At 43.6% G+C, this 19,567-nt stretch carries 16 protein-coding genes; 4 read left to right on the plus strand and 12 right to left on the minus strand.

Features of this window, described 5'->3' with window-relative positions; genetic code table 11:
• Positions 1 to 13: 13 nt before the first annotated feature.
• The 5 genes from EXU30_RS17225 to EXU30_RS17245 all read right to left on the minus strand — a co-directional run bounded on the left by EXU30_RS17225 (position 14) and on the right by EXU30_RS17245 (position 6,907).
• Positions 14 to 427: an adenylyltransferase/cytidyltransferase family protein gene (locus tag EXU30_RS17225; protein ID WP_130602109.1), complete on the minus strand. Its 414-nt coding sequence runs from the start codon at positions 425 to 427 to the stop codon at positions 14 to 16.
• A 47-nt stretch (positions 428 to 474) separates the two neighbouring features.
• Complete coding sequence (locus EXU30_RS17230) at positions 475 to 1,947, minus strand: sugar phosphate nucleotidyltransferase (RefSeq protein WP_130602111.1); 1,473 nt, start codon at positions 1,945 to 1,947, stop codon at positions 475 to 477.
• A gap of 64 nt (positions 1,948 to 2,011) precedes the next feature.
• Complete coding sequence (locus EXU30_RS17235) at positions 2,012 to 4,069, minus strand: WecB/TagA/CpsF family glycosyltransferase (RefSeq protein WP_130602113.1); 2,058 nt, start codon at positions 4,067 to 4,069, stop codon at positions 2,012 to 2,014.
• A gap of 385 nt (positions 4,070 to 4,454) precedes the next feature.
• On the minus strand, positions 4,455 to 5,513 hold the full coding sequence (locus EXU30_RS17240; RefSeq protein WP_130602115.1) for a glycosyltransferase family 2 protein: 1,059 nt from the start codon (positions 5,511 to 5,513) through the stop codon (positions 4,455 to 4,457).
• Positions 5,510 to 6,907 carry an oligosaccharide flippase family protein gene (locus tag EXU30_RS17245; protein WP_130602117.1) on the minus strand — a complete coding sequence of 466 codons (1,398 nt, stop codon included), beginning with the start codon at positions 6,905 to 6,907 and terminating at the stop codon, positions 5,510 to 5,512. Before EXU30_RS17245 ends, EXU30_RS17240 begins: the two co-directional genes overlap by 4 nt.
• Positions 6,908 to 7,295: 388 nt before the next feature.
• Between EXU30_RS17245 and EXU30_RS17250 the strand changes: the two genes are divergently transcribed.
• The gene (locus EXU30_RS17250) at positions 7,296 to 7,664 is read left to right on the plus strand and encodes a hypothetical protein (protein ID WP_130602119.1); all 369 of its coding nucleotides are present in this window, start codon (positions 7,296 to 7,298) and stop codon (positions 7,662 to 7,664) included.
• A gap of 108 nt (positions 7,665 to 7,772) precedes the next feature.
• Here EXU30_RS17250 and EXU30_RS17255 read toward each other — a convergent pair whose 3' ends face one another.
• Positions 7,773 to 8,129 carry a DUF4870 family protein gene (locus EXU30_RS17255; protein WP_130602121.1) on the minus strand — a complete coding sequence of 119 codons (357 nt, stop codon included), beginning with the start codon at positions 8,127 to 8,129 and terminating at the stop codon, positions 7,773 to 7,775.
• 557 nt (positions 8,130 to 8,686) lie between these two features.
• Between EXU30_RS17255 and EXU30_RS17260 the strand changes: the two genes are divergently transcribed.
• Positions 8,687 to 8,932, plus strand: a complete 246-nt coding sequence (locus EXU30_RS17260; RefSeq protein WP_130602123.1) for a hypothetical protein — start codon at positions 8,687 to 8,689, stop codon at positions 8,930 to 8,932.
• Position 8,933: 1 nt separating this feature from the next.
• Here the strand turns inward: EXU30_RS17260 and EXU30_RS17265 are convergent, their stop codons facing one another.
• From EXU30_RS17265 to EXU30_RS17290, 6 genes are all read right to left on the minus strand, one after another.
• Positions 8,934 to 10,202, minus strand: coding sequence for an O-antigen ligase domain-containing protein (locus tag EXU30_RS17265; RefSeq protein ID WP_130602125.1), 1,269 nt, complete (start codon positions 10,200 to 10,202; stop codon positions 8,934 to 8,936).
• Positions 10,142 to 11,713, minus strand: a complete 1,572-nt coding sequence (locus EXU30_RS17270; RefSeq protein WP_210147230.1) for a GumC domain-containing protein — start codon at positions 11,711 to 11,713, stop codon at positions 10,142 to 10,144. The genes EXU30_RS17265 and EXU30_RS17270 overlap by 61 nt, the downstream gene beginning before the upstream one ends.
• Before the next feature lie 10 nt (positions 11,714 to 11,723).
• Positions 11,724 to 13,019 carry a polysaccharide biosynthesis/export family protein gene (locus EXU30_RS17275; protein WP_130602127.1) on the minus strand — a complete coding sequence of 432 codons (1,296 nt, stop codon included), beginning with the start codon at positions 13,017 to 13,019 and terminating at the stop codon, positions 11,724 to 11,726.
• A gap of 47 nt (positions 13,020 to 13,066) precedes the next feature.
• Positions 13,067 to 13,432, minus strand: coding sequence for an STAS domain-containing protein (locus EXU30_RS17280; protein ID WP_242620252.1), 366 nt, complete (start codon positions 13,430 to 13,432; stop codon positions 13,067 to 13,069).
• A gap of 386 nt (positions 13,433 to 13,818) precedes the next feature.
• On the minus strand, positions 13,819 to 14,208 hold the full coding sequence (locus tag EXU30_RS17285; protein ID WP_130602129.1) for an ATP-binding protein: 390 nt from the start codon (positions 14,206 to 14,208) through the stop codon (positions 13,819 to 13,821).
• Positions 14,209 to 14,238: 30 nt separating this feature from the next.
• Complete coding sequence (locus EXU30_RS17290) at positions 14,239 to 15,567, minus strand: fused response regulator/phosphatase (protein WP_130602131.1); 1,329 nt, start codon at positions 15,565 to 15,567, stop codon at positions 14,239 to 14,241.
• Between the two features lie 375 nt (positions 15,568 to 15,942).
• On the opposite strand from EXU30_RS17290, the gene EXU30_RS17295 reads away from it, so the two are divergent.
• Both EXU30_RS17295 and EXU30_RS17300 read left to right on the plus strand, forming a co-directional pair.
• Positions 15,943 to 19,146 (plus strand): PAS domain S-box protein, encoded by a 3,204-nt coding sequence (locus tag EXU30_RS17295; RefSeq protein WP_242620253.1) that lies wholly within the window; start codon positions 15,943 to 15,945, stop codon positions 19,144 to 19,146.
• A 122-nt stretch (positions 19,147 to 19,268) separates the two neighbouring features.
• Positions 19,269 to 19,532 carry an Hpt domain-containing protein gene (locus tag EXU30_RS17300; protein WP_165399043.1) on the plus strand — a complete coding sequence of 88 codons (264 nt, stop codon included), beginning with the start codon at positions 19,269 to 19,271 and terminating at the stop codon, positions 19,530 to 19,532.
• The last annotated feature ends 35 nt before the right edge of the window (positions 19,533 to 19,567 follow it).

Genomic DNA, 19,567 nt, shown 5'->3' on the forward strand with positions numbered 1-19,567 from the left:
AATAACTTCCAGTTTAGGCGCTTAGGGCTTGAGCCGGATTAAAAGTTGCTAGTGACGCCTTAATTTCTGTAGTGGAGATTGCTTGAGTTCGGCGCAAATACATGACCTGACAGATATCGCTTAAGTCATCAAACTTGCCTAGCCAGTCATCTCCAATAGCAAAAATATCGGCGTTTAAACGTATAATGTCGCCGCGCTTTTGTTGCCAGTCTTGCTCTGGAATTACCATGTCCACGTATTTGCAGCTTTCAACTATTTCTCGGCGTTCTTGGTAGCTAAAGTAAGCCGCTTTGTTCTTCATAGCATTAAACTCGTCAGTTGATACGCCAACGATTAATTTGTCGCCAAGTTTGCTTAAGCGCTTGAATAAGCGAATATGGCCAATGTGGAATAAATCAAAGGTGCCGTAGGTAATAATAGTTTTCATAGCCTTGTCCTCAAACGGTTAAATGCAACTGATTTGTCTTTCTTGCCCTAAGAACGGGTTGCCAACAGCTTTTGCAGGTATCCCCATTGGGATAAATTGGCATATTCAAGCTCGATTAAATCTACTTCTTCTTTAGGTGGTTTGTTTAAAAACAACTGTACGGGACCAAAAACGCCGTATCGTTTGATTGGTTTTTGCGGCGCTGAACTATCAAAGCTTGCGTCTTTGTCTGTTAATTCGGGAGCGGCGCCAAACAGTTGCAGTTTGCCGCTTAGTACGTGTTGCAGCTTAGGAAGGTGGCGCACGAGAGGATTTTTGCAGTTAAGCTCAAACATTTTGATACTGCCACTTTGGTTGTCTTGAGCCTTGTAGCTAATCCAAATATTGCGCTGACCCTTCATTATGCCCTGAAAAATGCTTATTACCATGACCGGTAAGCTTAAAAGCAGCAGCATTAATGAACATAGCTTTTGTCCTGCGCTGACGCTTTGACTTGGGTTAAGCCCAGTTTGCTCACCATTGATATGTGCAGCTGTTAGGTTTTGGTGGGCAAGATGTTGACCTTGTAGAGTAGGTGAGTTAACCGCTGCGATAATATTGTCATCATGAATGGTGACAACTTGACCAGAGATTGCATTGATAAGGGTGTTTTCAACTACGATCATATTATCTAAATTTAGGCCGTCACCTATGCTGGTGTTGTCCATCACTATGCTGTCTTTAATGCTCGATTCACCAACATAAGTGTGTTGTCCTAGGCTGACATAACCGCTGATTTTTGCGTTGGCATCGATATGGCTAAAAGCACCAACACTGCCATTGAAATGCTGCGGTGAAGTTAAATGCACTTGATGTTCAAGCCATTGGTTTTTATTTGGGTTTACCTGCCTACCTGATAAGGTAAATTTTAGAGGATGCGTCAAAATATAACGATTGGCGGCGATGATACTGGCGAAGTTATCTAGGTAGAAACACTCACCATGTAATATCTGGCTAACACTGGCTTTTTCTACAGTTGACCCACAAGTCGCTGCTGCTTGATGGTTAGTTGTCAACGGCCAGTCCAGCATTGAAAGATGCTCTTTCGCTGCAGGCAGCATCAAGATGCCGGGGTTTGCGCCATTAAGCTTGGCGCTAATAAAGGTGCTCGGCATGTGCTGACACAACTCTATATATTCTGAAATAGAGGCGGCGATAATCATGTCGCCACGGATCAATAAATTCTTGGTGTTAGTATCAAGCTTGAGTTTATTCAATACGGACGCGACTGACTCTTGGGGTTTACTCAGCACATAGTCAATCTCAATGCCCCAGCGGCTGCCGTCTTGTAAGTGGTCTTTTAGTTTGCTGATGTCATTAGCGGCTACCAGTGTCGCGCGCGAAAACCCTGCTTGTTTCAAATTATCTAGGGTGTACTCAACAACCGCTTTATTTGCCACTTTCATAAGTGCTGGGCAAAAGTAATCGTTTAGCGGAGCAAGTTCATTGCCGTTGCGATTTGCAAATATGATGGCTTGCATTATGCGACCTCCTAGTGAGTATGAGTCAGCCTACGTTATTGAATTGTCTTAAGCTCTACTTGAGTTAGTATGCTCCACGGGCGAATAAAACTGCCGGTATGGTTTTCAATAACAACTTAAAATCCTGTGTAAATGACTGTTTATAAAGGTAATCAACATCTAGTTCTACTTGACGGTCAAAAGGGATATCTGAGCGTCCAGAAACCTGCCAGATACAAGTGATGCCAGGTTTAGTTAGCAATCTGCGATGATCTGAAGGCTGATATTGGCTTACCTCACTAGGTAGTGCAGGTCTTGGGCCAACTAGTGACATTTCGCCAATAAATACGTTCCAAAGCTGCGGAAGCTCATCAATAGAGGCTTTGCGAATAAAACGTCCAACACGGGTTACTCTTGGATCGCTTTTCATTTTGAAGATCACGCCACCACGCATTTCATTTTGCTGTTGCAATTTGGCAAGCCTTGCTTCTGCATCAATAAACATCGAGCGAAACTTCCACATGGTAAAAGGCTGATTGTTAAGCCCAGCACGAGTCTGGGTAAATAAAATCGCGCCCGGTGATTCAATACGAATTAGCAGTGCTGTGATTAATAGCAGTGGGCTTAATAACAGCATCAAAATAGCGGAGGCGACGATGTCAAAGCTGCGTTTTGCGACTTTGGCTGCTAGTAGTTTTAAGTAGTAACGCTGCTTACGACGTGAAGCATATTTCAATTTGTGGTGACTAAAGTGACCAATTGGGTTGGTTTCAATAGCGTTGCCAACTTTGTCATCATCCGATTGCGGCGTACTTGTTGTACTAAGTGCTTTACTGACGGCTTCTAAACCTGTTTTCAGTTTAAATTTTGTTTCGATAACTCGCAGAACAAACAAAGGGTTACCAATAAGATAGCGACGCCACATGCGGGCAGGTTCCTGCATCAAGCGCCACGTCCATTCCATACCAATTTGACGAATTGCAACGGGGGCACGGCTAACTCGCTCTGCATAAAAGTCGAATAACCCACCCACGCCCATGGCAACAGGTACTTGCAGTCGATGTTGGTACTTAGCAATCCAGTTATCTTGAACTGGCGCGCCCATGGCAACTAAAAGAATCTTCGCGCCGGATTGATTTATCGTAGTGATAACTTCATCGATTTTCGCTTCATCAAAATATCCATCTTGAGTGCCAGCGATTTCCAGCCCTGGGTGGGCAGCAACAAGCTTATTGGCGGCTTGCTGGGCAACGCCTGGCTTAGCACCAAGTAAGAAGAGTGGTAGTTGTTGCTTGGCTGCTTTTTGGCATAGCAGCGGTAACATATCTGTGCCGTTGACATTGTCCTTGACGGTAAACCCTAATAACTTGCTCGCTAAGCGAATACCGCTGCCATCAGCAAAAACCTTGTTGGCTTGAGCTAGCGTTTGGCGGTATGGATCATCTTTGTATGCAGTATTCAAACAGTCAGTGTTTACGAAACAAAATTGCTGACATTGGTTAGGGGTTGAGCGCAGCCCTTCAAATATGTTGGGTTGCTTATCCTTTGCTGTGTTGACTACGCTGTTGATGGCTTGCGTCATCGTCAGGTTGTCGATGCGAACCTTAAATATCTCGAACTTATTTTCAACCGGCTTTGGATCCGTTTTGGGTTCATTCATGACTTGTGGTTCAATGCTGAGCTTTGATTTGGTTAAAGCTAGAGCGTAGCCGATGATGCATCGACCAAGAGTGACTAAGTAGTTGCTAATGCTGTGATTTAGGTGAGGATCGTCAGTAAACTTGTCGTAACAAATGCCCATCTGTTGATGCATTTTCTCAAATGACATCAAACCAGGACGCACTGTATAAGGCGTTGCTTCAATCACTGCATATTGAGCTCTACTACCAACATAACCCATGTCACCAGTCAGGACATTGTGCAGATGCAAAATACCTGAGAATCTGCCACGCGTGAACTGATACTGGTTGAACATATCCATGTGACCATGAAATTGGATTTGTTCGAATACCTGCTCTCCTCGAGCGAGTAAGTAAAGTGCTTTGACTATCAATAGTGGGCTAAGCACGATTAAAAGCATCATCGCGCTGATGATTTCAAATACCCGAATGCTGAAGGCTATTTGATTAATATGAGTACGCATAATGACCTCTGCTTAGCTGTAGTTGTACTTTGATACAGTAGATTAGCTAAGAATGTGCCATGTTTGTTAATGCACTGTTTTTATTGATTTTATTTTGATTTTTATGCTTTCTGATAGTTGAAGGTATTGAAGTGTTTTTGAATTTGCGAATAGTTTTGATAGGCATCTTGCAAGCTGCGAATTTAGATATGCCTATGCAAAAAAATATTTGCGACAAGCAAGAACCTTGCTTTACCAATATATGAAAGTAAGTTGAACGATAGAAAGCACTGTTAACTTAAAATCTAGGTTAACTTAGTTAACAGTGCTTGTATCAGTGAGGATTGAAAGAACCATAGTCGTAATCATTCAAGTAATGTGCTTCGTTATCGGTTTAGTTATTGACTTAACTATCTGCTTTACCGAGCGAATTGGTTACTTTTGTACCGGCTTCGCGGTTGATACGATACTTTTGCAAGCTACCAATCATACGTTGTCCTAGTTGCTCACAATACTGGTAGCAAAATTGAGGTAACAACCATTGTAAGTATGCTGCCGACAATGTCGTGAAGGTACGGCTAGTTTCATCAACGATGATTCTTGGTGATGTCGCAAGTGCACGTGTAACTAGGGTTGCAGCCATTTTGCCATCGTTAATACGAATGGCTTGTCTTGCAAGATACCTTAGTTGGTATGCTCTAGCTGTTTGCTCATGCTTAGCTAGCACTTTAGGTGCGTATATCCTTGCCCTTGCAACCATTTGCTCCCAAGACTTTAACTGCTTTAATAAGTTGGCAGACAAACCACCATGGTTTAAGCGATAAAAGGTTAGTGGCTCAGGTAAGCCTTCCATTTTCCACTTAGTTGTAGTGATCAATCTAAACCAGCACTCAATATCTTCAGATTGTCTGAAGTCTTCATCAAAGTAACAGCTATATGCTTGCTTGCCATGATGTGCAAAACGAATGTCATTTAATGCACTGCGACGCAAAACTGGTGCGGAGCCATTACCCACAGGGTTGCGACATAGTAAGTGCGCACCATCAATATCGGTTAGCTTTGGCATTTGGTAAAAATCCATCGGCTCACCGTCAAAAGTAATAAACGCGCTGCGAGAGAAGCTAAGGCCAAGTTTTGGGTTATCATCTAAATGCTTGGCGTGCTTTTCAAGCTTAGTTGGATGCCATAGATCATCACTGTCGATAAAGGCGACATAACGACCGATGGCATGGCGAATACCTGTGTTGCGCGCTGCCGCTAAGCCGCGGTTGACAGGATGATTAATGATACGAATTCTCGGATCAGAGAATGACTCACAAATGCTCAGGCTATTGTCGGTTGCACAGTCATTTACGATTAGTAGCTCAAAGTCTGTAAGCGTTTGTTCTAATACTGAAATAATCGCTTGTTTTACGAATTTTTCTACATTGTAGACTGGCATTACCACTGAAATTTTTGCACTCATAATGATTCTCCTATCGAAAGGTGAGCGTTAGTACGAAAAACCTTGTTGTAGCTGAAATAGAACACTGCTGGCATCAATGTTAAACAGCACAGCATGACAGCTTGCGCTACCGCGAGCGTGGATATTTGTGCTCCTACTATGATGGCTGCGGCTAGCGTCGCTGTTAAAAATAAGTTGATCTTGAGGTTGAGCTTGCCCAGGTTGTTTGCCAATAACAGCTGGCTTGCCGCTTCTGCTAATGGTCTTGTAAGCCCGCTCAAGCATAAAAAAGTAAACAGGCTCAAGGCGTCCGTAGCTAACCATTTGTCACCGTAAATAAAGGGCACATACCAAGGAGCTAATGCCGTTTGACTAATAATAATGACGCTGGTGACAGCCATGATGGCAAAGCTGCTATTGATGAATTTTCTGCGCTGACAGTCTTGCGTATTTTCGGGCTTTAATGCCTGAAGTTTGCTTTTGCTGTGTGAGCAGATATAGCTATAAAATGCGGTGCCAAAACTGTTAACTAGGCCAAGGCTTATTCCTAGACTAATGTTGTAAACAAAGAAGTAGACACCCAGCGCTTCTAACCCCAAAAAGTAGCCAATTAGCAAGTAGTCAATATGCTGTCTTAAGGCGATGACGACATCGCTTAATACCACAGGGACACCAGTTCGAAGCAACATAGTGCACTGTGACTTCGCAGTATTGAACTTGGCTGCTGAATAGCCAGTCTGGAACTTGCGCTTTGCATTGCCGTGCGAGGGCAATGGATTTTGATAACGATGAACGGCTATCCATACAAAAATGACCAACACTTTCGGTATGATAACTGCCCAAATTCCCATGCCTGCTATGGCCAGTAGTGCGGTTAATACGCCATCGGATATTGTTTGCCAAAGGTTGGCGCGACCAACTATGCGCATATTGTTGTTGCGAAGGTTTAGAGTGGCGTAATTCATCCCTAAGGGCAGCAATAGAAAACTTGCTGACATGACGATCATGGGCCAAAGCAGTGACGGCATTTGGTAATAGTAAACAAGCCCAAAGCCAACGATGACCATCAATAGCAACGCAAAAACGCAAACGATGATGTTGACCCAATTGGCACTACTTAAATGTTTAGCAAAATCTTCATCGTTCATGCGGATTAAGGTGACCGAGGTAATGCGTCTGGTAAGCGTACAGATGAGCTCAAAGCTGGTGACGATAATGGCAACCTGACCAAAGATTTCTGGCGTAAAAATTCGCGCCAGTAAAATGCTAGAAACAACCCGGACTAGTCGGCCACTAAATTGTGCGCTGCCTAACCAAAGCATACTTTTGCCAAGTGCAGAAAAGCCCGCGATAGCCTGGCTATACGCGCGTCGACTGGTTTGGCGGCAAGTTTGCCATTTTGAGGCTAAAAACATAACAATTCCTTACATTCTCGATTAGTCTTGTTAGCATCTGTGGTTTACGATGACCGGCACAAAAGCTACGTTGTTAAAGGCTTAAGCTGTATGAATCTGCTGATGACTTAAACTGTACGATTATTGCTAATAGCTTAGTGACATGCTATTGAGTTATCATGTTTCGTGCCAACATTGGTGCTTATCATTCAAAGCATTGTATTTAAAAAGATTTTCATGTTTTTCGATGATTTAAGCCGTTTGGTTTCATGCTGCAAATAGCCAGAAATATTGAGTGTTGCAAACAAATTGCAAATTGTTCGCAAATTGCAAATTGCATGGACTGTGAAGGACTGAGGTTGTTAAGCGCTTTCGAAGATCAAAGCAAGCAAGGTGTTAGGGGTAACATTTGAGATCTGTAAATTTAACTTTTGTGACGACGATCGTGTTGACCTTAGCATTGGTAGCACTGCTCACGGTCGGTTGTAGTGAAGAGCCAATAATTAAGCGCTCTCCGATAAGTGACGACCCTAGTTTGCTGGCAAATGCTAAGCCCATTACGTGTACATACGAGGTTCTTGAGAAACTTGAACAAGGTTTAAGTAGTCAAGACGGTCATGGTCATGGCCCAGACATTGGTAGCGACGAGTGGTTTGGCGTAATTGAGTTTAAGCTTGATATTCAGTCAAATGCTTCATTACCTGAGCGCGGCACAGACAAGTGGTGTGACTATATGCATCAACAAATGCTTGCTAAGCAAGTGCATATGGCTGAATAGCAGAAAGATTAAAAGTCGGATAAATGAGCTAGTATACAAAAGGGCAATCATCATGATTGCCCTTTTGCCTTTTGCAACTAGCCTTAATGGTCAATTGCTATTAGCGCCTTAGAACATCCAGCTAGTTGGGTTGTCAATTGGCTGATTTGCATCAAGTGCTTTAAGCCCTTTGATACAGCGAACGACTAACCAAATCGCGGTAAACAGTAAAATGAACCAGCCGATAATCAAAATGGCGGTGAGTGTGCCGATGAAAATGTACAAAAAGCCAATCCAGAATGTACGAATTAAGAACTGATAGTGGCTTTCAAGATAGCCCTTTGCCTCGCCCTTATTAATGTACGCGATAACAACACCTATAATGCTCGTTACACCAAACACTAAGCTAACCAAATATAAGATATATGCAATTTTGGTGGTGTTTTTAAGTTGTTCTTGGCCGCTTCCTGCCTCTATTTCACTCATTGTATCTCCTACAAGTTTTTACTTTGCGCAGCCATGGTTGCGCAATAATTATTGTTTTACTTTAAAATCTCTGCCGCCAAATTTATCCCTGCTAGATGAAACTTAGGCAAGCAATCAATAACTTAGCAGTGAACAAACCTTCAAGCAATGCGAAAAAGTGACCATTTGATGAAGTTTTGGCAGCTTGATTTACCGTATGGTATTTAGGCCTTGGTTTTACGGCGAAGCACTATGTTAATGAAGTAAAGGGATTTTTTGTAAAGTGTTAGCTGACGCATAGGTTGATAATAAGTATGAGTGTCGTTGGAGTGATATTGCCGGTGCAATTAAGCCTATCTATTAAATCATGGTTGATACTTATATGAACAAGAGCCAATGCTCTTTAGAGCAACATAAGGGATAAAACTGACAACGTTGATTGGTAGGGTGATAAACGTGAAAATCCATATGCTAAAAATACGCGATGCTGATGATACAGTTGAGAAAATGATAATATTAAGATAGACCTGAACCAAATCCAGAAGACAGTGAGTTTGTTAAAAGCGAGTGTTGGAGTCATGAACAGTAAAATCAATGAGTTATTTTTCGAAGACGGTGAAGCATTCATGTTTGTGAATGACGTAGATGATATGTTTGATTTAAGCGATTATATGTGTGGTTTTCATCGCATTTCGATTTCTATGTCTAATGAGAATTTAAATGGTAAAAAAGTGCTAAAGGTTTGTTTTGGGGACTTAGTTGATCCTGTAAAGCTCAAATCTGCTCTTGACAGTTACTTTGAGGAAATGAATATTCAATCCTAAGTTAGCCAGTTACCATTGTTTGTTCATTGTCTGACTCCGTATGAAAAGCCATACCAAGTACCAGTAACCCTGGCCAGAAAAGGTAAGCAAGGATCTCCAGGTTTTCACCAAAGGTATACAAAGTTAGTAGCATCAAAATAGCTAACCCAACCTTGGCTATTTGGCTGTTGAAGATGCGCAGCAATAATGCGCAAAAGGTTAGCATCATCGGCACGAATAGTGCGATTGCACCAACGATGCCTTTAACGAACAATAAACCATACCAGGTGTGGTGGGAGCCAATTGGCATGTATTCGACCATATGGGGACCGCGATGTACTATGCCGTGACCAAAAAAGATAGCTTCGTTCCACCAGCGTTCAATTGCGATATCTGCAAGTGCTTCACGTACGCGGCTTGAGTCAGCCCTTGCAGACTTAAAAGCCGTTATGGTGCCTGTGATTGCTTCAATAATTTTGTCGCCAATAGCACCTGCTGCCAACAGCACTGGGCTTATTAGAAAGTACATGACAGGCGAGCGAACCCAGTGCAAGCAGCTAAAATAACCAAACAAGGTGATGTAACACACAATACCAAGCCTAGAGCCGCTCATTAACACCATCAATAAACTGCCTGCGATACCCCACATGCGCCAGTTGTAGCTTTTCTCTTGCAGTGCAAAGATAAAGTACAAATTGCCAAGCATGCCAAGTGCTGGTGCCCACGGGGTAAAGAGTCGCCAGCGTGGTAAGCCACTGCCAGGGTCGATTTCATACAAGCTGACTGAAAAGAACTCTGGGCCAGGGCCTCCAATGATACTCAGTGGTGAGACATACAGCGTCTTTGGTAAGCCAACTAGCCAGGCAAGAATGAATACTGGCAACAGCATGACAGTATATTTACACACCTTACATGCGGCGCGATAGATGATCTCTACGCGGATATTGAGGCAACTTAGTGCTGGGAATATTGCCAAAAGCGCCCAACCTTTAGCCCAACCTATACTGGACTTGATTAACTTGGCAATCCCTAACCCTTGCTCAAGATGGCCAATCACCAATGCCAGTAACATAAAGCACATACCAACAAACCATAGGTAGTGCAGGCCAGTTAGCGCTTTAAGAGGTTGGCGATACATCTTAGCGCTGACCATTTTTATAAACAGCAACCACGCGAGAATTGGTGCTATGGCGTAAAGCGCTCCAAGTAGCCAGAACACATGGCTGAAGACTATTGCGCCATAGACGGCTTTTTCGTCAACATTTTGCGGAGTAAGGGTTTGCGTATCCATAAAATGCACAGTCCTGTGATTGACATTAATGAGGCGCCAAGTGCTGCCACAACCAATAAAATCATAGTTAGATTATTTGGCTTTGCAGGCAATGTTGGTGGCGAAAGCAACTGTAACATAGGGTAAGCAGTAAACACGTCCGCTTTGCTAACATCCATTTTGGCGATCGCTGAAGTTAAAATTGCAGTGGCAAGTTGGTGCTCGCGGTGCAAATCTTCAAGCTTAGCTGCATCGTCATTGCTGTATTCAAGACGTTGCTCCCACTCAAGGATCTCACGATCTAGTTTGTCAAGCTCTTGCTCTAGGCCTTCTCGCTCGGCATTGATTGCAATTAAGGTTTCAAATAACTCTGCACGACCATCAATATCATCAATGGTGAGTATATCAACCAGTTGTGCGCTGCTAGTCCCTTGTGAAGATATTGCCAGTAGTGCGTTAACTTGATCATTTAGTGCCTGATATAGTTCAGCTTTCTCTGCGGCCAAGGTTGTCATTTGCGGATGGTTACTACCATAATGCGCTGACATTTCATGACGCTGTGTCTGGATTAAGTTATAACTTGCGACCATTTGACCAATCAGTTTGTCGTTGTGTAGTTTCAATAGCTTAGCCGCAAGCTTTGCATCAGTATTTAGCCTTGTTGCCAATGCACTTTCTTTTGCTTTTAAACCATTTAGTTTAGCGACTTGCGTTACGCGGCTGTGACGTAAACGCTCGATAGTGATTGCTAACTCCTTAAACTGGTCTAGTGACACTAATCCCTTGTCTGATTGAAAGTCCAAAATCGCTTTTTGAGTTAAGTCGACTTTGTTTGAAAAGCCACTTAAACCGCGGCGAATGCCGCTTTCACGCATGGCAACTTCATCAGCACGTAAATCATCCAACATAGCTTGTAAACTACGGTATAGTGCCCACGCTTTTGCTTGAGCGGTCGCTGGATCTTTGGCTGAAATACTAAACTCCATCAATCCTGTTTGGGTCGGTAGTTTAAGCTTTGGTTTCTCAATTTTTCCTGTGCCAAGCCCTGCAAGCTGGCCTGCACGAATAAGCAGTAGTTCGCTATTAGCAATCGCTTTATAGTTCTCCCTAGGGTCGATGGCAGAGCTTAAATAAGGTGAGCTTGATGACGTTGTTGCCTGGCCTAAACTTTCAAGATTAACCAGAGCGCCAGCGCCATTGCCAGGTAAAATCACTGTCCACTTACTGACATATTTCGTTGGCGCCATAATTATCAGCATGCCAGCTACTACCCAGATAACAAGCAACGCAGCGGCAGCTGTTTGAAAATACAGGCGTTTACGGGAGGCATGAGTTAGCTTACTACCTTCAACAACAGCCTGTTTTAGCCATAAAAGATAGGCTAGCTCTGTGATGCTTTGGGTATCTGTTTTCTGTGCTTGCTGCTCATTTAAGTCGAATAACTGCGCATTATTTGATGCATCACTAGTTGTCGTATCATGAGTTGTTGCATCTTGAACTGGCGCATCATTTTGTTTGTTAGTTTTACTCATCTACGCCTCCTTATAACCAGCCTAGCAGGCTTGAAGGGATCACAACATCTGTGATGCTTCTAAATATCTCGCGGCCATTGGTTATTCTAGAGTCATAGCAAGCAAGACCATCGCCCGGTAGTAATACAGGATTAAAATTGGGTTGCCATGCGTTACGAATTAGGTCGTCTATTGAGCGTTCAACAACATCTAGCTCGTCTGAAAGTGGGTTTTTAGTCACCAAAATCACGTATCGAGACGCATTAGTCGATTGAGCGCCGCCAACACAGTTCGCCGCGATAGCACCATTCAATAAACGGGTACCATAAGGAAAGCGAGTGGCTTCACGGTCAACTGCTGACTGGCTGTTTGAACTTGCTGGCTGAGTCAGATTAGAAATAAACACTCTAATACCAGGTGGCGTGATTTGTGATGGTCTAACTAGCTTGTCGTCAAAGCGATAAGTGCTAGGCACGTGAATTCTATCGCCGCTCACTAACATGAATTCCTGTGTTTGCTCTCCCGATAAAATACCGCTTAGGTCGAGTAAAAATACCTTATCATCACGTGTTACCGTCACTCTAGACAAGTCTGCATCAGGGCGCACACCGCCAGATGATTTTAGCGCTGCTGCAATCGAGCGGTTACTGGCTAAATCACCACTATAGTTACTACCATCATCGATGTTTTCAACGGGAAGTTTTTTGTTGATCATGTGCTGACCAGGCTCAAACAGTGCGCCTGAGCTGATGATATTAATCGGCGCCCAGCTGATAGGTAAAATGCTGATGCGAATTGCGTGGGCGCGCATCATGTCTTCATTAATCAAGGTTTGTTTAATTGCTTGATTCAGTTCAGCAATAGATAAGTCTTTCGCCTTAATTGCTGGCAGGTAGGGTAGATAGATAAAGCCATCGGCATCAACTTCAACAGCTTGACTAAAGTCTTCACCATTTAAGATTTTGATATCGATTTTATCACCTGCCGATAAGGTCAAGGTTTGACTTGTTTGTGAGTTTGTCGTTACCACAGTGACGGGTAAATCGGTTGTTTTTGCAGACTCGAACGGCGCGATTAGTTTATCTGTTTGCGCACTTTGGGTCCGTAGGTATGGCGTGTGCTGACCAAAATAGTGGCAGTTGCTTGAGTGGGCTGTGTTTACTTGTGAATTCGCGACAGTCATATGAGTCGCGCTTTGATCGTCTGCTTCACAAATATTATTCTGGGTCGGCACCATTGGCGTTACGCAAGCTGTTAATCCCATACAAACGAAGATGGTCAATGTTGGCTTAAATAGCGATTTGGTTAGTGGGTTAAATAAGCTCATGTGCCATCTCCGTTTGTTGGTTTTTGTTGAAAATCTACATCTGCGAACTAACTTGCTTGTTTGGTAGTCTTGCTAAATCTCAGGTCGATCAAAGCTTGGGACTCGTCTTGATAAATATCCATGATGTGATGTAAACGAGTGAGCTCAAGTAGCGCCATTACACTTGGGTTAGGGTTAAGCAGTACAATTTCCCCACAGTATTTTTTAACTTGATTACGAGCCGAGATAAGAATCGATAAACCACTCGAATCAATGTATTGCAGCTCACTCATATCGATGGCTAGTCGGGTATTACCACGGTCGATATAATCGATAATTGCCGCACGATAAGTTGGTGTTTGAGCCATTACCATTGTTTCTGGAAGACGAACAAGGCTGGCACGCATGTTAGGTTTTGCTTCAAATTTCATCATAATGGCCTCGCTTAGTGGATTAGATATCAGTGTACTCGTACTTGGATAAAGCGAAAGCCGTGCCAACTTTTATTTTTGTTTTATATCAAGGGTTTAGGTGTTATTGTTGTGAGGTGGTAAGTGTTAAAGGTTTGCTGTTGTTGCAAATCGAAAGTCGAACAGTTGCAGATTGCAAATTGGCATTAGTGAACAGCGGGGAACATTCTTTTTGTGAAGTAGGGACTCAAAATTAACTAGTTGTGAGTCGACGAGCAGTCAGGAAGGCTGGCAAAAGTGGCTTTAAAGGGAGCGCTCCTGCCCAACAAAAAATTTTGGACAGGAGAGGTGCGCGAATGAATGGCTTAGATATGCTAGCGTAGAGTTTAGCTTAATCTTCATAGGTTCTTTTAGCGCAGCAGGCACATTCTTAAATGAGTGCCGAGCACCGAGGGCTCGTAGGTGACCTGATCCATCCAATTGAGCATAATCCATAGGCCGCGGCCACCTTCATCATTAGGGTTAGGGTAATCATTGACCTCAGGTAGAGGTTGGTAATCATCTTGATTAAGAAGATCGATCATCACTTTGTCCTGGCTGCAATGTGCCATCAAAATGATATTTTCTAGCTTATCTCCACCATGCATTAATGCATTGTTGAGTCCTTCCATCGTACAGGTGATCAACTTAAAGCGTTGCCCCTCTTTGACGCCATTGAGGCACATGAATTGTTCAAGCTCTTTTAAATGACAGCTATTGTCTAGTAGCTTTGCCGAAAGACTTAATTGTAAGGTATTCATAATCTTATCCTCTTTGTATGCCTAATACGGTTAACTAGCGTTCTGTAGCTTTTTTAACGGTTGTTCTTTTGTCGTAATTTGCTTTGCAGGTATTTGCTGCAATGCTTGATTTTCTGCGTTTGACTCAGTTCTATGTGGATGCTGCTTAGGCTCAGAGCTAGCAGATTTTACTAGGGGACTAAGCAGCAGCACGGAAATATCATCTTGCTGCTCACCTTGTTGCCAAAGCTTCCAGTAATATCGAAGTTGCGACAACAGTTGCTCCGGTGCTTCGGCTGCCGCAGCCTGGCATAGCTTAATTAATCTTTGTAAGCCAAACATGCCGTGGCGTTGATGCTGTACTTCGTAAGCTCCGTCTGAAAATATCATTAGCTTATCCTGCACATTGATTTGTCCGGTCCAGTTGCGGTATTCGGTGCTGTCACAAATGCCAATAGGTAAATGAGATGGCATGTTAATTTCTTCGGTTCCATGAGGCGTGATTAGCATAGGTCGAGGATGGCCTGCATTGCTTAGCTGCAGCTCACCGGTAAGGGTGTTGAGCTTGCCAATCAGTACTGTGGCAAAGGTGCCTTGTTCGGCTGGGTCCACAAAACGTTGGTTGAGGTGGCGCATTAGCTCTGCTGGCGTTTTCTGCCAATCAACTTGATTTGGACTTAGTTGTTGGGTCAGAGTAAAACTTAGCATTGCAGGCCCTGCGCCATGACCAGTGATATCAACAATAAAAAAGCCAAGGTGCTGCTCATCGATAGCAATGCACTGCATCATGTCTCCGGCAAGTTCATTTGCTGCCATAAAGCAGTGATGAGCTTGCCAATTATTATGTTTGAAACTGTGCTCAGGTAGCAGTGATTGTTGCAGTTGTGCTGCTTGCTGAAGTTCTAACTGTTTACTCTGTAATTGAGTTTGATTGAGGTTGAGTGTGTGTTGTAACTGACGTTGCTGCAGTTGCAAGCTGCGCTGCGACACAATTATCCTCAAAGCTGCAATGACGCGTATTTGCAACACCTTAGGTGCGAAAGGTTTACTTAAGTAGTCATCTGCGCCAGACGACATTGCAAACACAAGATCGTCGTCCTGACTATTACCTGTCAGCAATAGAACATAAGGCTGCTGCTTTTGCTGCTTCAATGCAACGCATAGGTCGATACCAGTGAGTTTTGGCATACGCCAATCGCTTACGACCAGATCAAACTTAGCTTGCTGACAAAGTGATAGAGCTTGTTCGCCGTCTGCACAGCTTTGAATATGAATATCACCATGTTCAAACTCGATGGCGTTGATTACCGAGTGAATAAACATGCGCTCACTGTTGCTGTCTTCAACAATCAGGATATGAAACGAGTTATCGAGTGTCATGGCAGCACCTACTTGGCAGTTTAACGTTGGCTAATTGCAAAATGCGAGAGCAAAAAAGCCGCGAATATTAGGATGCAGCAAGGAGTATGCCGTGTTGGCTTAATATATAAATATCAATTTGTTAGCGACAGGTGAGCTTTTAGGGGATGAGTAACGAACATTGCAATCTGATTTTAATTGCAAAATGCAAAGACCTAGCTCATAGTTTTAGTTGGCGCATGTTTCATGCTGTATTTGCGAGTTGTTTTAATTTTAATACTCGAAACCAAGTACTGAGTAACAAAGACCTTTTTGCTAAAAGCACTTTGGGTCTCACAATAAATAATGAGCTGCTGTGAGTGTATTTAATCACGGTAGCAGTAAAGGAGAATGGATTTGTCCTTTAGATTAAAAACCATAGTTGGAATTGCCATTATTGAGGGGATATTACTGTTAATGTTGGTGTATACCAGCATCGACTACCTTGAGCAGTCCAACCAGGATGAGCTACAAAAACGCGCCAGTCATATCGCGAATATATTCTCACTCGCGGTAAAAGATGCCGTGCAAAATGATGACCAAACGCGTTTGACGGTGTTATCTGAAACGCTTAGTCACCAAAGCGAAATTAACCATATCAATATCTACCACAATGACGTTTTACTTGTTGGTATGGGTAAGGGCATGGCCGCTCCAATCTGGGGGCAAGCGACCCATACTATCGACACCTCATCTAGCGCGCTTCTAAACATTACTAATCCGATTGTGTTTGATGGGCAAGCTATCGCGACAATTGAAGTGGGGTTCGATCGCAGTGAGTTCGACTCATTTTTAGCCAAAGCATCGCGTCAGTTTTTGTCTATAGCCGGCCTCGAAATGATACTCGTGGCGTTGTTTTCTTGGCTGTTGGGTATGTATCTCACCAAAAACCTTACTTTGTTAAAGCAGGCATCAAAGCGAATTTTAAATGGTGAATCTGGGGTGCAAATTCCGGTGGTTGGCACTGATGAATTAGCACAAACAGCCAAGGCATTTAACCAGATGGTAGAAAATATAGATGCCCGCAACCAAGCGTTAGAATCTGCTAATGTGCGCCTGAATACCATACTAGCATCAGCGATTGATGGCTTTGTGATCATTGATGTTAGCGGCATTATCACCGATGCAAACCCTGCCGTTGCGCAGATGTTTGGCTATCAACATGATGAATTAATTGGTGAGAATGTTGCTATTTTAACGCCGATGGCGGGCAGACATTTACATGATGGTTTTATTAAACGCTTTTTGGATACTGGCGAAAAGCGTGTTGTTGATACGCGCCGAGAGCTAGTTGCTGAAGCCAAATCTGGGCAAGAATTTCCAATTGAATTATCGGTTTCTCGCATGGAGATAGACGGCGAGACCTTCTTCCTTGGCTTTGTAAAAGACTTATCTGAGATTAAAACTAACGAGGCAGAAGCCGCGCGCTCTGAGTCGATTTTGCTGGCTACCCTTGAAGCTAGCCAGGATGCGCTTATCTCGATTGATATCACTGGGCGGGTGCAAGAGTTTAACCTTGCAGCCGTTGAGTTATTTGGCTACCGCCGCGAAGAAGCGCTTGGTGAGATGTTAGAAGATTTAATCATTCCATCCGGGTTTCGTGACCCTCACCGTAAGGGGATGGAGCACCATCGCCGCACTGGTGAAGGCCCGGTGCTTAATAAGCGAATTGAAGTGCCAGCGGTGAATAAAAGTGGTAAGGAGTTTCCAGTTGAGCTTAGGGTTATTCCAATTCAACTGGGTGATGAGCTTTTGTTTACCGCATTTTTGCGCAATATTTCCGAGCAAAAATCTCGAGAGGAAGAGCTTAAGCAAGCCAAAGAGCAAGCCGAAGCGGGCAGTAAAGCTAAGTCTCGCTTTTTAGCCACCATGAGCCATGAAATCCGCTCGCCGCTTAATGCTGTGCTGGGCAGTGTTGAGCTGCTGCTTGACTCGCCGTTGCGTTCTGAGCAACGAATATACACCAATACAGCCAAAGAAGCCGGTGATGCGCTACTCAATACAATTAACGATATTCTCGATTTTTCTAAAATTGAGGCTGGGCAAATGGTACTTGAATCTCACGAATTTGAGCCCGATAAGCTGGTGGCACAGGTGCTGCAAATTTTGGCGACTAAAGCGGCTGATAAAGGCGTACATTTAGCCAGCTTTATTAATCGCAATGTGCCGCAATCTTTGGTAGGCGATCCGCAGCGACTTAGGCAGGTGATCCATAACCTTGTGGACAATGCGATTAAGTTCTCGACTTCGGGCTGCATCACAGTCGAAGTGTGGATCCCCAATAACCACCAAGCGAGAGTGGAGCTGTGTTGCCGCGTGACCGATCAGGGTATTGGGATCAGTGGCGATGCTCAGCAAAAGCTGTTTCAAGAGTTTTCGCAAGTCCATGATACCCACAGTACAAGCTACAAGGGTACGGGGTTAGGACTGGCTATTTGCGCTGAGTTAGTACGCATGATGGGTGGTGATATAGAGGTCAGCAGTGAACCTGGCAAGGGCAGTAGCTTTAACTTGTATGTGACCCTAGATGAAAGTAGCGACAGCCAAACTCATCATGTGCATTTGCCTGAGCACAGTCGCGTGCTGTTAGTTCATCCAGACCCAACCCTTTGTAAGATGGTCAAGAAACAGTACATTCAGTATGGTGTAAGTACTATTTATGTTACTGATATTAAAGATGTATTTAAAATATCAAAAGTTAAAGGGCGTTTTGACCTATTACTTCTTGATGATTCAAATCTGACTGAAATGGATGATAAATCTATTCAAATGCTGACCAATGACTATGTCTTTGATAGCGGTTTACTTGCTGTGTTGAGTGATGGTGTCAATCCAGAGTTATCTTCAGTTTTAGCTCAAATGGGCATTGAGCAAGTGGTGAATAAACCACTCAGTCGCTCTATGTTGCTCAGTTTAATCAGCGGCGCGACTTCGCAAACCAGTATTACCACTGAAGCCAAGTCGGAGCTAAGTCTACCTCAGGGCTTGACCATATTGCTTGCAGAAGATAGCCCAGCAAATCAGATGGTTGCAGGCGCCATGTTAGATAAATACGGCGCAGATATTGAGTATGCTAATAATGGTGCAATAGCGTTGGAAATGGCGCTTAGTAAAGATTACGACCTTATTTTAATGGATATTCGTATGCCAGAAATGGACGGTCTTGAAGCTACTCGGCGTATTCTTGCACAAAAGCCGCAGCAACTTATTTTGGCTATGACGGCCAACGTTTTTAAAGAAGAAATTGAAGCTTGCATGGCTGTAGGGATGAAAGACTTCATTGGTAAACCCGTCACTCGTCATGACTTGATTTCCAGCGTGGCTCGCTGGGCTAATGTAAAGCCAGTGCAAGCGGCGATGACGACCGCAATGTCTCTTGATATCAATGCTGCTAATGAGCAATCTGATGAGAATATAGAGCAAAAAGAATCAACTTCATTGCTAACGGGTAATGCATCAGATGCTTTTCAAACTACAGAAAGCATGGGGAGACAGTTAGCTCTGAGGGGGACTTACCCAACTCAGAAGGCTCTTCAGTTGATGCTGAAAGCTCGCAAGTAGTTGAAAGTGACCAGAAGGAAATAACTCATGAGCCAAATCATGAACTTATAGACGAAGCGATTATCTATGATCTAGAGCAAGCAATAGGTGTCTCGAGCCTCGCGAAAATGCTCGGTGTGTTTATGGATGAGACACAAATGCGTGCAAACACCTTAAGTGAGTTTGCCAGTGTTAGCTTGAATGATGAAGATTTTGAGCAAATTGAAACGCAGGCCCACACTATTAAATCAAGCGCAGGTAGTTTTGGAGCCAAAGCCTTATCGGCATCAGCGAAAGTACTTGAGCAGCAAGCCAGAGATAAACAGGTAAGCAAGGATGCCATTGATGAATGTGTGCATCTCGCAACAATGAGTATTAAAGCGCTTAAGCTCCGACTCAACGAATAAGCTGCGTGTAAGTGAAAAAGAATAACAGGCTAAGG

It is taken from the genome of Shewanella maritima (assembly GCF_004295345.1).
Classification (GTDB): domain Bacteria; phylum Pseudomonadota; class Gammaproteobacteria; order Enterobacterales; family Shewanellaceae; genus Shewanella; species Shewanella maritima.

Excerpts from the sequence above, each read along its gene's own strand:
- EXU30_RS17225 (WP_130602109.1), bottom strand. The coding sequence starts at position 427 with ATGAAAACTATTATTACCTACGGCACCTTTGATTTATTCCACATTGGC.
- EXU30_RS17235 (WP_130602113.1), bottom strand. The coding sequence starts at position 4,069 with ATGCGTACTCATATTAATCAAATAGCCTTCAGCATTCGGGTATTTGAA.
- EXU30_RS17275 (WP_130602127.1), bottom strand. The coding sequence starts at position 13,019 with ATGAGCTTATTTAACCCACTAACCAAATCGCTATTTAAGCCAACATTG.
- EXU30_RS17300 (WP_165399043.1), top strand. The coding sequence starts at position 19,269 with ATGGATGAGACACAAATGCGTGCAAACACCTTAAGTGAGTTTGCCAGT.
- EXU30_RS17245 (WP_130602117.1), bottom strand. The coding sequence starts at position 6,907 with ATGTTTTTAGCCTCAAAATGGCAAACTTGCCGCCAAACCAGTCGACGC.
- EXU30_RS17230 (WP_130602111.1), bottom strand. The coding sequence starts at position 1,947 with ATGCAAGCCATCATATTTGCAAATCGCAACGGCAATGAACTTGCTCCG.
- EXU30_RS17265 (WP_130602125.1), bottom strand. The coding sequence starts at position 10,202 with ATGGATACGCAAACCCTTACTCCGCAAAATGTTGACGAAAAAGCCGTC.
- EXU30_RS17290 (WP_130602131.1), bottom strand. The coding sequence starts at position 15,567 with ATGACACTCGATAACTCGTTTCATATCCTGATTGTTGAAGACAGCAAC.
- EXU30_RS17260 (WP_130602123.1), top strand. The coding sequence starts at position 8,687 with ATGAACAGTAAAATCAATGAGTTATTTTTCGAAGACGGTGAAGCATTC.
- EXU30_RS17270 (WP_210147230.1), bottom strand. The coding sequence starts at position 11,713 with ATGAGTAAAACTAACAAACAAAATGATGCGCCAGTTCAAGATGCAACA.
- EXU30_RS17280 (WP_242620252.1), bottom strand. The coding sequence starts at position 13,432 with ATGATGAAATTTGAAGCAAAACCTAACATGCGTGCCAGCCTTGTTCGT.
- EXU30_RS17285 (WP_130602129.1), bottom strand. The coding sequence starts at position 14,208 with ATGAATACCTTACAATTAAGTCTTTCGGCAAAGCTACTAGACAATAGC.
- EXU30_RS17255 (WP_130602121.1), bottom strand. The coding sequence starts at position 8,129 with ATGAGTGAAATAGAGGCAGGAAGCGGCCAAGAACAACTTAAAAACACC.
- EXU30_RS17240 (WP_130602115.1), bottom strand. The coding sequence starts at position 5,513 with ATGAGTGCAAAAATTTCAGTGGTAATGCCAGTCTACAATGTAGAAAAA.